Raw genomic sequence first — 15,437 nt, forward strand, 5'->3', positions numbered from 1 at the left:
ATCTTCCCTACGCAATTTATTCTAAGCAGGTAGATCCGGCGACGGTGCACGCAGGGCATGTTTTGCTTTCAGCAGCCTGCTGTTGAGGACCTATCTCGCTTTCGTGCCGATCCATGTGCTCGTTTGAGCCACCTCTCCGTCGAAGACGACGGAGCTAATCCCGACGGCGCAGGGACCACCAATAAGCGAACGGCCGCTGCACTTCACCGCGCGACGATTGGCCGACTTGGTCTGCCTTTCCCTAGTCTAACAATCCCCAGTCTAACAATTTTAGCAACCAAAGTCGTTAAGGTGCTTCTTTGCTCAGAAAATGTTGTTCATCGATTACGATGTCGCATGCCATTCGCAAAGTGACGCGCCAAATGAAGTATCTGAGGTGCTCTCTGACCTAATGGGGTTTAGCTGGATCGCGGTAAGTGAGCGGCAGACACTTTTGTCGGTAGTGAGAAAATGCGCTTTATTCGACATTGTGCTTAAGCCTTTTGCGACCAATAATTTAGCTTGCCTAATCAATTTGAAAGCCCGTCCTAAACATGTCTTACGCAGAATCTTATAATATCAGAGATTTCCTGTTTCCTTCTTTGCTAAAGATTGGTTAGCGTATCAAAGCATGCTTGCGAATATGGGAGAAAAAAATGCGTAAACTAATGATTGGTGCAGCTTTGGCTGCGCTTATGACACCGGGTCTTGCTGCGGCAGATGACTGCGGCGAAGTGACAATTACCGAGATGAACTGGGCGTCGAGTGCTATCATCACAAATATCGCCAAATTCTTGATGGAAGAGGGCTATGGCTGTTCTGTTGTTTCAGTACCGTCTTCAACTACACCTTCTTTGGTTTCCGTGGCGGAAACCGGTAAGCCCGACATCGTAACTGAATTATGGATAAACGGTGCGCCATCCTATCAAGAACTGCAGGACGCCGGTAAAATCATGACTGCCGCTGATGTGCTTGCAGACGGTGGGCGTGAAGGCTGGTGGGTTCCACAGTATATGGTAGATGCGCATCCGGAACTGGCCACAATTGAAGGTGTGAAAGCCAATGTCGATTTGCTGGGCGGCCGTTTCCACAACTGCCCTGACGGTTGGGCGTGTAAAAACACAAACGCAGATCTAGCACGCAACTTTGGTCTGGTAGATGCTGGATTTGAAATCTTCCTGCATGGGTCTGGTGAAACACTGGCAACATCCATTGCCTCTGCCTATGCCAACGAAGAACCTTGGATTGGCTACTATTGGTCGCCGGACCCCTTGATGGCCAAGTACAAGATGGTCGAAGTGGATCTTGGTGTTCCTTATGATCATGAGGTTTTCACCTGCGCGGCGAAATCAGATTGTAGCGCTGAAGGCGTGTCTTCTTGGCCAATCGGCCCAGTGAAAACCGTTGTCACAACAGATTTTGCAGATCGTGCACCTGAGATTGCTGAACTCATGTCCAACATGAGCTTTAAAAACGCCGACGTTCTTTCGTTCTTGGATTGGATGGAAAATAACGGTGCAACTTATGAAGAAACGGCGGTTCACTTCCTGACCACACGACAGGATCTTTGGTCTGAGTGGATCAATGACAGTGCCAAAGAAAACCTGGCAGCGCTGCTGCCTTAAACGTCACCAATATCAATCAAGAGGGCGCAACACTGCGCCCTTTTTCTAAAAAGGGGCAGGGGATAAATGGCTTATTACGACAATTGGATAGAGAGATTGGGACTGCGAGACTGGTGTGACGCCAATTCGCAGGGTGGCCCAATGTCGATGGCAGATCTTTTGAAGAAGTCAAAAGGTGACAAAGCCGGAGAAAGTGACGCATCCATTTTGGACACACCTTTTCCCTCCTTAGACGAGCTGAATTCGGCCTGTCCCGCAATTCCGAAGACCCGTGTATTTACCGATGCGGTTGAAAATAGTTTCCTGTCGATCAAAGACCCTTTGAAAACCATTCTGGACCCAATTACTCAGCCTCTTAGCTGGGCTTTGGATGGCTCTATGTGGCTGTTTCAAGCTGTGCCCTGGTTTATTGTAGTTCCGCTGTTTCTGCTGGTTGTGTTTTGGGCCACTCGGTCCATGGCATTGGTGGTCTTCGTTGGCGTGTCTTTTCTTTTCATGGCCTTCATCGATCACTATGTGCCCGCGATACAAACCCTATCGATTATTTTTGTTTGCACGTCGTTCAGTGTCGCGCTTGGGGTGCCCATAGGCATATTGATGTCACGCAGTGACGCAATGCAGCGTATTGTCGTTCCAATTTTGGATATGCTGCAGACTCTACCGACCTTCGTTTATCTGATACCGCTTATCTTCTTGTTTTCGGTCACAGAATCTAAACTCTATGGCATCGCCATCATTCTTTACGCGGTTGTACCCGTCATTCGTTTGACTGACCTAGGCATTCGTTTGGTTGACAAAGAGGTGCTTGAAGCGGCGCACGCCTTTGGGATGACCGATCGTCAAAAGCTAGTGAATGTGCAGCTTCCGCTTGCCTTGCCAAATATTATGGCTGGTGTGAACCAAACCATTATGATGAGCTTGGCGATGGTTGTTATTGCCTCCTTGGTTTCAGCACCGGGATTGGGCGTTTTGGTTCTTAGAGGCATCCGGAACCTTGAACTTGGTGTGGGTTTGGTCGCGGGTCTAGGCATTGTGCTTTTAGCTGTCTTACTTGATCGCGTAACGAAAACTGCTTTGGCGCGTGTAAACGCAGCTCAAAAACACTAAGGGGCTGCAAAATGACCAAAGAACCAATGATTTCGATCCGCAATCTGTACAAGATTTTCGGAAGTCAGCCTGATGAGATGATGCAAAAAGTGCGTGATGGGCTGGGCAAGGAAGAGCTGCTGGACGTGCACGGGCATGTGCTTGGTTTGCAAGATATCAACGTCGATATGCAAGAGGGTGAAATTACCGTTATTATGGGCCTTTCTGGCTCTGGTAAATCGACCCTTATCCGTCACGTGAACCGTTTGATCGAACCGACGGCGGGTGAGGTTATTGTTCAAGGCGAGAACGTTCTTGAATATGATAGTGAAAACCTGCGTCGCGTGCGACGCCGGGATATGTCGATGGTCTTCCAGCATTTTGCGTTGTTGCCGCATAGAAATGTTTTGGACAATGTATCGCTTGCACCAATTGTGCGAGGCGACGACCCAGCAACGTATACCAAAGATGCTTTGCATTGGCTCGATCGTGTTGGGCTTTCTGGATACGAAGGACATTATCCGCATCAACTTTCTGGTGGGATGCAGCAACGTGTAGGTATCGCGCGTGCGCTTACATCTAATGCGCCTGTTATGTTGATGGACGAAGCCTTTTCGGCGCTGGATCCGCTTATTCGAACGGACATGCAGGACCTGTTGCTTGAGTTGCAGCTGGAACTCGCAAAGACCATCGTGTTTATCAGCCATGATTTGGACGAAGCTTTGAAACTCGCGGACCATTTGGTGATTTTGAAAGACGGGCTGGTCGTTCAACAAGGTGAACCTCAGCACATCCTACTGAATCCAGAGGATGACTACATCATCGACTTTATCGCGGATATCAATCGGGCGCGGGTTCTGCGCGTGCGGTCGATTATGGAACCGGTATCAACTTCTGAATTCGCTGGAGAAGTTGATCAAGAAGCTTCGCTAGAAGATGTAATCGCCATGTCCGGTGGTGACACCAGCGGGAAATACAAAGTGCTTAAGGAGGGTGAAGTTGTCGGAGAACTCGATCTTAAGGCGCTTGTGCGGGCTTTGGTGAGAACGCAAGCATCTGACAGCAAGAGTGTTGTCTGAACCACTGTAAATCAATCACTGCGGAGGAACGTGTGAAACGCGAAGATCTTTGCCTAATTGCATTGCGCCGGATCATGCGCGCAACCGAGCTTTCGGGCAGGGATTTTGCGCGTATTTCCGGTGTGACAGCAGTTCAGTTTAAAGTCCTACAGACCGTGGCTGAATTTGACTGCGTTACCGCTAAACACATAGCGACCACTTTGCGCGTGTCACAGGCCACCGTGACATCGCTGGTGGACCGTCTTGTGTGCAAGGAGCTTGTTGTTCGCGAAAAGTCTGATGTAGATAAGCGCCGCACAAATATTGTGATCACCGAAAAGGGCGCGCAAACCCTGCGGTATGCCCCGGACCCATTGCATCAGAAATTTGTCCGCAAATTTGTTGCTTTGGAAGACTGGGAACAATCGATGCTTGTTTCCTCACTAGAGCGAGTAGCGACCATGATTGACGCGGAAGACATTGATGCATCACCGCTGTTTGATACTGGCGACATTCAAAAAAACAACTAAATTTCCTTGGTCATTCCGCACTATTTGCGGAGTGACCAACCCAATTATTGGCGTGCCTTTCAAGTCGCAATTAAAAATTCTGAAATCCACATCAACGCGCTGTGGTTGAATTGCCTACTTGATCTGTGATGTATAGGCCAAAAGTGATTTGGTTAATACAGGGCAGGGCGCGTGAAATATTTGAGCCGTCTTAAACAAATTGGAAAGGCAGCGAACCGCGATGTTCTTGCTGTGCTGCTGCTATCCAGCTTGCCATCAATTGGTTTGGCCGAGACCCCTAACAACACGCCAAAATTTGAATACCCTAAGACACCGACGCTTGGTTTCTACGGCACGCCCGGTCTTATGGACATGCCAAGCGCTGAAATGTTGCCTGACGGGCAATTTGTTTTGGGGTACTCGCAGTTTGGTGGCAACCAACGCCTCAGCCTTAGTTTTCAGCCTGTGCCTTGGGCCACTGCAACATTTCGGTACAACGGAATTGAGGACCTGAATTTGTTTGGGTTTTCGACCTATTATGATCGTAGCTTCGATGTGCGCTTTCGCCTTTTGAAAGAAAGAAAAGTGCTGCCAGCGGTGACGCTTGGGCTTCAGGATTTCGCGGGAACTGGAATCTATGCAGGCGAATATCTGGTCGCAACCAAGACATTTGATACGCCTGCGTTGCAAGATGGAAAGCCCAAGGGGCAATTGAAAGTCACTGCCGGTTTGGGGTGGGGACGTTTAGGGTCGTACGGATCTATTGCAAACCTTGGAACACGCCCGGCTTACAACCCAAGCTCGACAGGCGGTACGCTTTCAGTTGATCAATGGTTTCGAGGCAATGTTGCGCCATTTGCCGGTGTAGAATGGCAACTGGATGACCGTTGGGGTGTCAAAGCCGAATATTCGTCTGATGCCTATGTGACGGAAACACAGACTTCAAATGTGTTCCAGCGCAAATCTCCTTTGAGTTTTGGCCTGGAATACCAAGCACGTCCAGGTCTTCGGTTTGGGGCCTATTATCTGTATGGCAGCGAAATTGGTATCAGCGCACAGCTTCAGATGCGCCCCAACCATCCCACACAACAATTGCGTATTCCTGCGCCAGTCCCAATCGCCCCGCGCTCGCAGTGGGCAACAAGCCCCGCGCATTACAGCCAAGACTGGGCCAATAACGACGCAAAACGCCTGAAAATCAGGGATGTGTTCGCAGATGTTCTGGCGCAAGATGGTTTGGTGCTCGAGTCCATCGTACTAGAAGGGACAAGCGCTGAGGTTCGCTACCGGAACAACAAGTATCAATCCTATGCGTTGACGAATGGGCGCGTGGCCCGTGCGATGGCCCGCGGTTTGCCACCTTCGGTTGAGACGTTTCGAATAGTTCCAGTGCGCCGCGGCATAGCCCTGTCCGCATTCGTTGTGCAGCGCGCGGATTTGGAGGCCTATGAATTTGCCCCAAATGCCGCTGATGTTATTGCCAACAAGGCGCGGATTGAAGCGGCAGGGTCGCCGAATAAGGATGCCATCGTATCAAACAACTTGTATCCAGCGTTTGGTACTTCGTTCAGCCCTTATACTGCCCCTTCCTATTTTGACCCATCCCAACCATTTCGGATTGATGTCGGCGTCGAGCTTGATGCCATCCTAGAGCCAGCGCCAGGTTGGAAAGTTGCGGGAACGTTGCGTCATCGCTTGGCAGGAAATGTCAAAGACGGTAGGGCATCCAATTCGTTGCTGCCGCATGTTCGAACAGATCAAAACGAATATGCTCAATTTGGGACAACACTTGAAAACCTTTATGTTTCAAAGCGTTGGAATGCCGGGAACAATATCTATGGTCGCGCTACTGTGGGCTATTTGGAAAGCATGTATGGGGGCGTCTCGGGAGAACTTTTGTGGAAGCCTGTAGACAGTCGCTTGGCGCTTGGTGTCGAAGCCAATTATGTCCAACAACGAGATTTCAACCAAAGGCTGGGATTTCGTGATTACAAAATTCTGACTGGTCATGCATCAGCTTACTACGAAATGGACAATGGGTTCTTGGTTCAAGTGGATGCAGGCAGATATTTGGCAGGTGACGTGGGTGCCACGCTTTCTGTCGATCGTGTCTTTAAGAATGGTTGGTCTGTTGGGGGCTTTGTTTCAAAAACAAATGTGTCTGCTGCGCAATTTGGCGAAGGTTCCTTTGACAAAGGAATCCGGTTCAATATTCCTTTGGCTTGGAATTTGGGTAAGCCATCACGCAATGGAAGCTCTATGGTCATTCGCCCGACCCAGCGCGACGGCGCGCAGCGGTTAAGCGTTCCTGATCGTTTGTACAGTGACATTCGGGAAGCGCATCAAAAAAGCCTGATAGAGCAACGCGCACGGTTCTGGGAATGAAACACATGTTACCCCGTTTTTTAATGGCGCTTTGCGCCACATTACTTTTTGCTGCATGTGCGGAAAACCAAGGCCAAGGCGAGCAAAGGTCAGAGCGCGAGCTGATTAAGACCATCCGCGAATATGTCGCGTTAAAACGCGCACCAAAACAAGAGCGTCCGCCGCTAACGCGGGCCATGCTTGATACGGTGCCAAATAGCTATATTGAAGTGACGATCGAGGATACTGGTGTTTTTGCTTACCTCACCCAGCAACTTGTACGGCGCGATGGCTTGCCCGGACAAATCGTTGTTTGGCAGACAGAAGACCTGGTTACGCTTTCAATGCGCGATGGCGTGTTGATCGCAACACGGGGTCTGCGTGGTGACATTATAAGCGCAAGTGCACTTATTGCAGGAGATGGCCGGCAAGGCCCTGCAGGGCAAGGACGCAGAACCTATGATATTCGCATGGGTGATGGTGCATCCCGTAAACTGGAGTTTCAGTGCTTGGTTCAGGATCTTGGCGCTAAGGTCATCGAGATTGTTGAGCGCCAAAACACAACCCGTCATCTAATAGAGCGGTGTGAGGGCAATCTTGGGACCATTGAAAACGAATATTGGGTTGATTCTACTACGGGTGTGGTGATGCAATCACGCCAGTGGAGCGGGCCAACAACTGGGTACCTTCGCATTCGCCGGTTAACCAATTAATGACTTAATTAAGGGGCACTTTAGACAAATCATCGTGTTTAATTTACCATGTCCAAGAAAAAAGAGAATCTTGTGTGGCGAATGGACCCCTCTAGGTTGAAACAGATACATCGCTGGATTAATAGAATCATCAAATACCCTATGGAGATTGAATTATGAAAAAGATCATTGCAGCCCTCGCACTTTGCGTCGCAACATCATCAGCAGCAAACGCTCAGGGCCCAGTCCCGTCTCTGCCGTTTTTGGCAGGCACAGGCCTGACAACCAGCACCCTAATTGCTGGCGTCATCGCGTCTACAATCCTGATTACAGTAATTGTTGACGAAGACAGCTCCACAACAACGACTGCTGACTAAGCTATCGGTTTGTGGTGCCTTGCACCAAGTTAACGAAAGACGGGCCAACTCGGCCCGTCTTTTTTTGTAAACCACTACAGGTTCGAACAGATTTGCCGCCAGATGCCGAGGCAACTGAGACAGGTCGTGGATTTGGGGCCCTTGGCCTAAATGCCCGCCGGAATATTCATCGGATTGCGCTGAATCATTTTCGGGCTTGTTAGGTCCTTCCACTTGGACAAAGCCAAGCTTGCAGATGGAAATGCGGGTCGCGGGACAAAGCGGCCGCGTCCTGGCTGTGGTTGGCTATTTTGCCCCCAAGCCCAAATCACCTCACCGCGACTAAGCGTAAAGCGTGATTGCGCCTTTACATCAAAACCTTCAAACACATTGTAGTCCAATACCGAATGGTGGTTGCTGGCGCTGATGGTTTTAGAGATTTTTGGATCCCAAACCACGATGTCTGCGTCTGCGCCTTCAACAATAGCGCCCTTTTTTGGGTAGATATTCAGGATTTTAGCAACATTGGTCGAAGTGGCGGCGACAAACTCATTGGGCGTCAAACGTCCGGTTTCAACGCCATTTGTCCAAAGCACCGCCAAGCGTTCTTCTAGGCCATTTGACCCATTTGGAATAAGACAGAAATTATCAACGCCCATACGTTTTTGTGCGGTTGTGAAGGCTGCATGATCTGTTGCGACAACTTGCAAGGATCCCGCTTGCAGCCCTGCCCAAAGGCTGTCTTGGTGATCTTTGGATCGAAATGGGGGCGACATGACTCGTCGCGCGGCGTGATCCCAATCTTTGTTGAAATATTCGCTTTCATCCAAGGTCAAGAACTGAATTAGAGGCTCACCATAGACGCGCATGCCTTTTTGACGGGCGCGGCGGATGGCTTCGTGGGCTTGTTCACAACTCACATGTACGATGTACAAAGGAACGCCAGCAGCGTCTGCAATGGTAATGGCGCGATTGGCGGCCTCGCCCTCAAATTCCGGTGGTCTTGAATAAGCGTGGCCTTCTGGGCCAGTGATGCCTTGGGCAAGCATTTCCTGTTGCATGTCAGCCACCAGATCGCCGTTTTCCGCGTGCACCATGGGCAGAGCGCCAAGTTCCCGGCAGCGTTTGAACGAGGCAAACATTTCATCGTCTTCGATCATCAAGGCCCCTTTATAAGCCATGAAGTGCTTGAAAGAATTCACGCCCATTTCAACGGCGTCTTTCATCTCTGCAAAGATGTTTTCATTCCAACCTGTGATGGCCATGTGATAGCCGATATCCGAACAGATCTGTGGGGCGGATTTTCGATGCCATTCGTTTATTGCGTTTTTGATCGATCCGTCTTCACCGGGCAGGCAGAAATCAACGACCATAGTGGTGCCGCCTACAGCCGCGGCCCATGTCCCACTTTCAAAAGTTTCAGCGGCCGTCGTGCCCATAAATGGCATTTCTAAATGAGTATGGGGGTCGATCCCGCCCGGAATGACATAAGCGCCTTCTGCATCGATATAGTCATCACCTTTCAAATCGGTTCCGATTTTCTTAATGACTTCACCTTCGATTAGGACGTCGGCTTTCCAAGTGCGATCCGCGGTACAAACAGTGCCGCCTTTAATCACTTTGGTCATGATGCTTCTCCCTATTTGTAAACACGTTTTGGGTCGCGAATGATCACTTTCGTCTAGCGGTTATGCAGATCACGCGATGATTTGAGCGGTTTCCAGAACGGCATGCAGCAACACGTCTGTGCCCGCTGCGGCCCATTCTTTTGAAATTTCTTCTGCTTCATTATGGCTAAGCCCATCAACGCAGGGGCACATTATCATGGCGGTTGGCGCAACATCGTTGATCCAGCAGGCGTCGTGGCCAGCACCAGAGATAATGTCCATATGGCTGTAACCCAGCGCATTCGCAGCATTACGCACGGCAGAAACACAGTCTTTGTCAAAGGCAGGTGGGTCAAATTGCCCAACGATTTTGCTAGAAAACTCGACATCGATTTCCTTGCAGAGCTGTGGGGCCATTTCGTTAAATTCGGCGACCATTTCATTGAGAGTGTCCAGTAGGTGCGAGCGCATATCGACGGTGCAAACGACCTTTCCGGGAATGATGTTCCGGCTGTTTGGGTAGACATCAATATGCCCAATCGCGCCAACGGCGTTGGGTTGGTTGCGCATGGCAATAGCGTGCACAAGCTCTGTGATCAGCGCAAGTCCGCGACCGGCGTTCTTGCGCATTTTCATTGGGGTTGAGCCGGTGTGACTTTCTTTGCCCACAAAGGTGCATTCAATCCAGCGCAATCCCTGACCGTGGGTTACAACACCAATATCTTTTTGTTCGGCTTCGAGAATTGGACCTTGTTCAATATGAAGCTCAAACATTGCGTGCATCTTTCGGGTGCCCACAGCTTCATCCCCAACCCAACCAATGCGTTTAAGCTCATCACCAAACGTTTTGCCGTCTGCATCCTGGCGCGCATAGGCCCAGTCTTGTGTGTGCTTGCCGGCGAATACGCCAGAGGACAGCATAGCCGGGGCAAATCGCGTGCCTTCTTCGTTGGTCCAGTTGGTCAGCACGATCGGGTGTTTTGTTTTCACATTCAGATCGTTCAGTGTGCGGATGGCTTCAAGCCCGCCGAGCACACCCAGCACACCATCGTATTTGCCACCAGTCGGCTGCGTATCAAGATGCGATCCCATATAGACAGGCAGCGCGGTTTCGTCGGTGCCGGGACGGGTGGCGAACATATTCCCCATGCTGTCCACGCCCATCACACAGCCGGCGTCGGTGCACCATTTTTGAAACAAGGCACGTCCTTCGCTGTCTGCATCTGTCAAGGTTTGCCGATTATTGCCGCCGGCAATGCCCGGGCCAATTCTTGCCATTTCCATCAAACTGTCCCAGAGCCTATCTGGGTTAATGCGCAGGTTTTTTCTGTGAGGCATGGGTTGATCTCCGGGGTGGCGAATGTTGGTCGGTGTCGCAACTATTTTATCTTAAAGCTGGCGGATTTCCTTGTGGTCGGTCAATGTTTTTTTACCAATTGTGCAAAATTTCAGAAAACAGCTTACTTTCGTTCGCTTTCAGCGCCGCGTAGCAACATCAATAAAGCCGCCAAGGTCGCAAATACCCCGACCATCAATATGGTTGGCTGGGTAGTGCCATGTAAAAGAAACTCCCAAAGAACAACCCAGCTGGGGACCAGATATGTATATGCCATGACTTTACTTGCTGGCAGATGTCGATTGGCGAACTGCAAAAGGAAGAACGAAGCGGCGGTCGTAAAAATTGCGAGGTATAAAATCACAAGCCAAACCAGGGGCCTGACGGCCATAAAGTCCGTTTTTATAAGTGCTGGTGCTGCATAGAGTGTCGTCAATATCAGAGCCCCGAGAATCGTTGCAAATGTGCTTTGCAAAGGCAGTTCGCCACGCCCCAATTTGCGCAGCAGGGCAGGCACCGATGCATGCGCAAGTGCTCCAACCAGAAAGATCAATTCCCCGCGGCCAATATCAAGCGCTATGAAAGCCGAAATGTCTGCGCGAAAAATCACCCAAAGCGCGCCGAACGCTCCAATTACCAGTGCAGAAAGGGTCCAACTGCCAGACTTTTGCTGGACGAGAACAAGCCCAAAGCCCGCGGCCATTAGGGGCGTTAGTGTAAAGACGGCGGAAGTTGCAACAGGTGTTGTGATGGCCAGAGCTTCAAACATGGTAATGAAATAGACCGCCATCAGCCCACCAACGATGGCAAAGCGTGGGAAGCCGTGCAGAGCTGGCCCGATCGGCACTGCAAGGACACGCATAATGGCAAATAGCAGTGCCAGAGCGATCGCAAAGCGAATGGCGGTTAGCGCAGACGGAGAAATGTCGCTGGCAACAAGCCCACCCAAGCTGAACGACAGCGAAACCAACATTGAAAATGTCAGCATCGCCACGTGGCCTCGGCTTGGTTTTATTTCGGCAAATTGATCGCTATTCCGCCGCTGTGCTGCTTGGATTGTTGGGGTGTGTTGTCCAGTTGGCATAATCTTTCTCAACAGTTTTCCCAGTTCGTTCGTCGACTGCGCCAGGGGTGAGGGTTTCCATCGTGATGCAGTCTTCAACCGGGCAAACATTAACGCAGAGATTACACGCGACGCATTCGTCATCTTTAACATCAAAAACACGATCTTCGGTCATCGAAATCGCCTGATGCGATGTATCTTCACAGGCCGCATAGCAGCGGCCACATTTGATACAGGCATCTTGGTCAATGCGCGCTTTGGTGATGTGGTTCAAATTGAGATATTGCCAGTCCGTCACATTGGGCACAGCGCGGCCTACAATTTCCTCGACAGACTGATAGCCCTGTTCATCCATCCACTGACTTAAGCCAGAGATCATCTCTTGCACGACTTTAAAGCCATAAGTCATGGCAGCCGTGCACACTTGAACATTGCCAGCCCCCAATACCATGAACTCTGCGGCATCTCGCCAGGTGGTGATCCCGCCAATACCGGAAATAGGCATGTCGGCTGTCCCCGGGTTGCGTGCAATTTCGGCCACCATATTTAGCGCAATTGGTTTGACCGCTGGGCCACAATATCCACCATGGGTACCTTTGCCGTCGATCATCGGTTCAGGCGCCATATTGTCGAGGTTCACCGAGGTAATGGAGTTGATTGTGTTGATCAGGCTAACCGCGTCTGCCCCGCCATCTCTGGCAGCCTGAGCTGGGTTGAGAATATTTGTGATATTGGGTGTGAGTTTTACGATCACCGGAAGATCGGTTGCCTCTTTGCACCAGCGCGCGACCATCTCGATATATTCTGGAACTTGCCCGACGGCAGAGCCCATGCCGCGTTCGGCCATGCCGTGCGGACAACCAAAATTCAATTCGAACCCGTCACATCCGGTTTCTGCAATGCGCGGAATGATGTCTTTCCATGCTCGCTCTTCGCAAGGCACCATGACCGACGCGACCAATGCATGCTCGGGATAGTCTTTTTTCACCCGTGTCATTTCCTCAAGGTTCACGGAAAGCGGTCTGTCCGTGATCAGCTCGATGTTGTTGAGGCCCAAAAGCTGACGATCGGCACCGTGAACTGCCCCGTACCTTGGCCCATTCACGTTCACCACTGGCGGGCCTTCGGACCCCAGCGTCTTCCAGACAACCCCGCCCCAACCTGCGTCAAAGGCGCGTCTTACATTGTATTCTTTGTCTGTCGGGGGCGCGGAAGCCAACCAAAACGGATTGGGCGAAGAAATTCCAACGAAATTTGATTTTAGATCGGCCATTAGAGGGCTCCCCTTAGATTGGCGTCAATATTGATGGCAGCGTCTCGGCCTTCGGCAACTGCGGTCACCGTCAAATCATCGCCACCACAGGCACAGTCACCGCCTGCCCAAATGCCAGAAACGGATGTTTTACCATTTTCATCAACTTCGATTTTGTTGCCTTTCAGGCGCAATCCCTCTGGGGAACCGTCAAGCGTTTGTCCAATTGCGGTGAAAACTTGATCTGCTTCTAAAGAAAACGTCTCATCTAGCGTCACCAGTTTGCCATCTTCGGATTTAGTATAAGCAAAAGCGACATTGGTCAGGCCTTCATTCGTTGAGAGGCTAACCGGTGCGGCATTGCAAATCAGGCGCACACCTTTTTGCTGTGCTAGATCTTGTTCAAAACGTGAGGCGGCCATTTCATCCTGACTTCGGCGGTATACAATGGACACATCCTCTGCACCTAGCAACTTGGCTTGTACGCCTGCATCGATGGCGGTCATGCCACCGCCAATCACCACAATGCGCCGTCCGATTGGAAGCGAGGATAGATCGGTTGATTGGCGCAAATCTGCGATGAAATCCACAGCGGGCGTTGTGCTGGTGCCATCACCTAAGTTCAGGTTATTCGCCGCCGAAAGCCCAATTCCCAGAAAGACTGCGTCAAAGTCATTCTGCAACGTCTCCAAAGTAATCGTTTCTCCGACGGATTGATCAAAGCGCATTTCAATCCCGCCGATGCCCAGCAGCCACGCGAGTTCTTTCTGCGCAAAATCATTGGTCGACTTATAGGCGGCAATGCCGAATTCGTTTAGTCCACCGCCCTTGGGGCGTGCGTCAAAAACAACGACACTGTGGCCTAACATTGCCAATCGGTGGGCGCATGCCAGCCCCGCGGGTCCAGCGCCAACGACTGCGACAGACTTGCCCGTGTCGCTTGCACGCTTGTAAGGATGGGCATTGCTGTTTAATGCGGTGTCGGTCGCAAAGCGCTGCAAACGGCCTATTTCGACAGGTCGCGCTTCTGCTGTTTCGCGGACGCAGGCTTGTTCGCAAAGTGTCTCGGTTGGGCAAACGCGCGCGCACATGCCGCCTAAAATATTTTGGTCAAAAATTGTCTTTGCAGCCGCGACTTCGGTGCCCGTCGATATTTGACGAATGAATAATGGAATATCAATCGAGGTTGGACAGGCGGTTATGCAGGGCGCGTCGTGGCAAAAATAGCAACGATCAGCGGCAACAACTGCAGCATGCGAGTCCAGTGCTGGGTGAAGATCTAAGAAGTTTTCCTTTAGCGTGTTTGAATCCAATCGACCGGATGCAACACCGTTTTCCCTGTTTATCATTGTCATTGGCTGGCTTTCTAAAGTGGCTGTGACGCACTTAGTTTGCCATAGATTTACTATTTTTACCATACGGTAAAATTTTTAGAGGTATTTGATCCTCTTTTCGGTAGGCTTACGGCATAGAAAAACCGCGCGCCAAAGGAATGTTAGGATGCTATATTGCGTGTTCAAAGCGGTAACAATAGGACTGTACAAAACCGGTAAAAGGTTATTTTCGTCTAAGAAAAAACCCAATTCTGAATGTTCCCGGAGAGAGCGCGCGACTGCGTGTGCGCAGAACCGGTCGATTTTCGGAAACACCGGCAAAGGCTTCGCGTGCGACGATGTATAGACCGCTTGAAATGATAACAGTTGCACCAATGATGGTTGGCAGATCGAGTGTTTCATTAAATAGTAGGGCTCCGAAAATGGCGGCCCAGACAATTTGGATATATTGCATAGGCGCGACCACCGCAGCCTCTCCAGCGCGATAGGCACCAACCAGCAAGAAGGCTGCAAAAAAGCCCATAACGGCGATTGTACCCATGGCCGCTAGGTCAAAAAAGGGCATAGGCTTATAAACAAATCCCAAGCTGGCACCCATGACGATGAATACTGCAGCAAAGGGATACAAGAGCATTACGATTTGGCGCTCTTTCTTGCCAATTTTGCGTGCGATGACGGATTGGGTCGCGACACAGATAGCCGCCAACATGGCGCTGGCATGGCCCGGAGTAATTTCTGTGGAACCTGGCCGAACCACGATCAAAACCCCTATCAATCCAACAATAACGGCTCCGGCTCGGTGCAAACCAACTTTCTCGCCCAAAATAGGAATAGAAAGTATCGTGATCAAAAGCGGGACGGTAAACAGGATTGAATAGACTTGGGCCAAAGGCAGAGACGAAAAAGCATAAAAGCCACTAAGACCGCCACAGACCATAGTCAAAGAGCGCAAAATGATCCAACGGGGGTGTAGCGGGCGCAAAGTACCCGGCGTGGCATCTTGCACCATCATCAGCGTCAAAAGCGGAAAAGACATCAAGCTTGCAAAAAACAAAACCTGAATAGGCGAATATATTCCACCCAAGTAACGCACGATCACATCGTGGGAGGAGTAAATACTAAACGCAATAAACGCGAAAAACGCGCCTTTAAGATTGTTTGATTGTGACATGAGGC

13 protein-coding genes are annotated in these 15,437 nt (G+C 50.5%); 7 read left to right on the forward strand and 6 right to left on the reverse strand.

The genetic code is table 11. From position 1 onward, the window contains the following. The first annotated feature begins 635 nt into the window (after positions 1-635). From ABXG94_RS16145 to ABXG94_RS16175, 7 genes are all read left to right on the forward strand, one after another. Entirely contained in the window at positions 636-1,604 is a 969-nt protein-coding gene (locus ABXG94_RS16145; protein ID WP_353535947.1) for an ABC transporter substrate-binding protein, read from the forward strand. A gap of 66 nt (positions 1,605-1,670) precedes the next feature. Next, entirely contained in the window at positions 1,671-2,711 is a 1,041-nt protein-coding gene (locus ABXG94_RS16150; RefSeq protein WP_353535948.1) for an ABC transporter permease, read from the forward strand. A gap of 11 nt (positions 2,712-2,722) precedes the next feature. Beyond that, positions 2,723-3,769, forward strand: coding sequence for a betaine/proline/choline family ABC transporter ATP-binding protein (locus ABXG94_RS16155; RefSeq protein WP_353535949.1), 1,047 nt, complete (start codon positions 2,723-2,725; stop codon positions 3,767-3,769). Between the two features lie 32 nt (positions 3,770-3,801). Then, positions 3,802-4,278, forward strand: a complete 477-nt coding sequence (locus tag ABXG94_RS16160; RefSeq protein WP_353535951.1) for a MarR family winged helix-turn-helix transcriptional regulator — start codon at positions 3,802-3,804, stop codon at positions 4,276-4,278. 171 nt (positions 4,279-4,449) lie between these two features. Further along, positions 4,450-6,642, forward strand: coding sequence for a YjbH domain-containing protein (locus tag ABXG94_RS16165; protein WP_353535952.1), 2,193 nt, complete (start codon positions 4,450-4,452; stop codon positions 6,640-6,642). A gap of 5 nt (positions 6,643-6,647) precedes the next feature. After that, a complete protein-coding gene (locus ABXG94_RS16170) occupies positions 6,648-7,334 on the forward strand; it encodes a YjbF family lipoprotein (RefSeq protein WP_353535954.1) in 687 nt (228 codons plus the stop codon). Between the two features lie 155 nt (positions 7,335-7,489). Then, positions 7,490-7,690 carry a hypothetical protein gene (locus ABXG94_RS16175; RefSeq protein ID WP_353535956.1) on the forward strand — a complete coding sequence of 67 codons (201 nt, stop codon included), beginning with the start codon at positions 7,490-7,492 and terminating at the stop codon, positions 7,688-7,690. 146 nt (positions 7,691-7,836) lie between these two features. Here ABXG94_RS16175 and hydA read toward each other — a convergent pair whose 3' ends face one another. From hydA to ABXG94_RS16205, 6 genes are all read right to left on the reverse strand, one after another. After that, positions 7,837-9,297, reverse strand: coding sequence for a dihydropyrimidinase (gene hydA, locus ABXG94_RS16180; RefSeq protein WP_353535958.1), 1,461 nt, complete (start codon positions 9,295-9,297; stop codon positions 7,837-7,839). 69 nt (positions 9,298-9,366) lie between these two features. Next, on the reverse strand, positions 9,367-10,614 hold the full coding sequence (locus ABXG94_RS16185) for a Zn-dependent hydrolase (protein ID WP_353535959.1): 1,248 nt from the start codon (positions 10,612-10,614) through the stop codon (positions 9,367-9,369). Between the two features lie 122 nt (positions 10,615-10,736). Then, entirely contained in the window at positions 10,737-11,696 is a 960-nt protein-coding gene (locus ABXG94_RS16190; protein ID WP_353535961.1) for a DMT family transporter, read from the reverse strand. After that, entirely contained in the window at positions 11,644-12,948 is a 1,305-nt protein-coding gene (gene preA, locus ABXG94_RS16195) for an NAD-dependent dihydropyrimidine dehydrogenase subunit PreA (RefSeq protein ID WP_353535962.1), read from the reverse strand. Before preA ends, ABXG94_RS16190 begins: the two co-directional genes overlap by 53 nt. Next, positions 12,948-14,282: an NAD(P)-dependent oxidoreductase gene (locus tag ABXG94_RS16200; RefSeq protein ID WP_353535964.1), complete on the reverse strand. Its 1,335-nt coding sequence runs from the start codon at positions 14,280-14,282 to the stop codon at positions 12,948-12,950. Before ABXG94_RS16200 ends, preA begins: the two co-directional genes overlap by 1 nt. A gap of 202 nt (positions 14,283-14,484) precedes the next feature. Next, the gene (locus tag ABXG94_RS16205; protein ID WP_353535965.1) at positions 14,485-15,432 is read right to left on the reverse strand and encodes a DMT family transporter; all 948 of its coding nucleotides are present in this window, start codon (positions 15,430-15,432) and stop codon (positions 14,485-14,487) included. Positions 15,433-15,437: the final 5 nt, after the last annotated feature.

Origin of the sequence: Cognatishimia sp. WU-CL00825, from assembly GCF_040364665.1 — a bacterium.
Taxonomy (GTDB): domain Bacteria; phylum Pseudomonadota; class Alphaproteobacteria; order Rhodobacterales; family Rhodobacteraceae; genus Cognatishimia.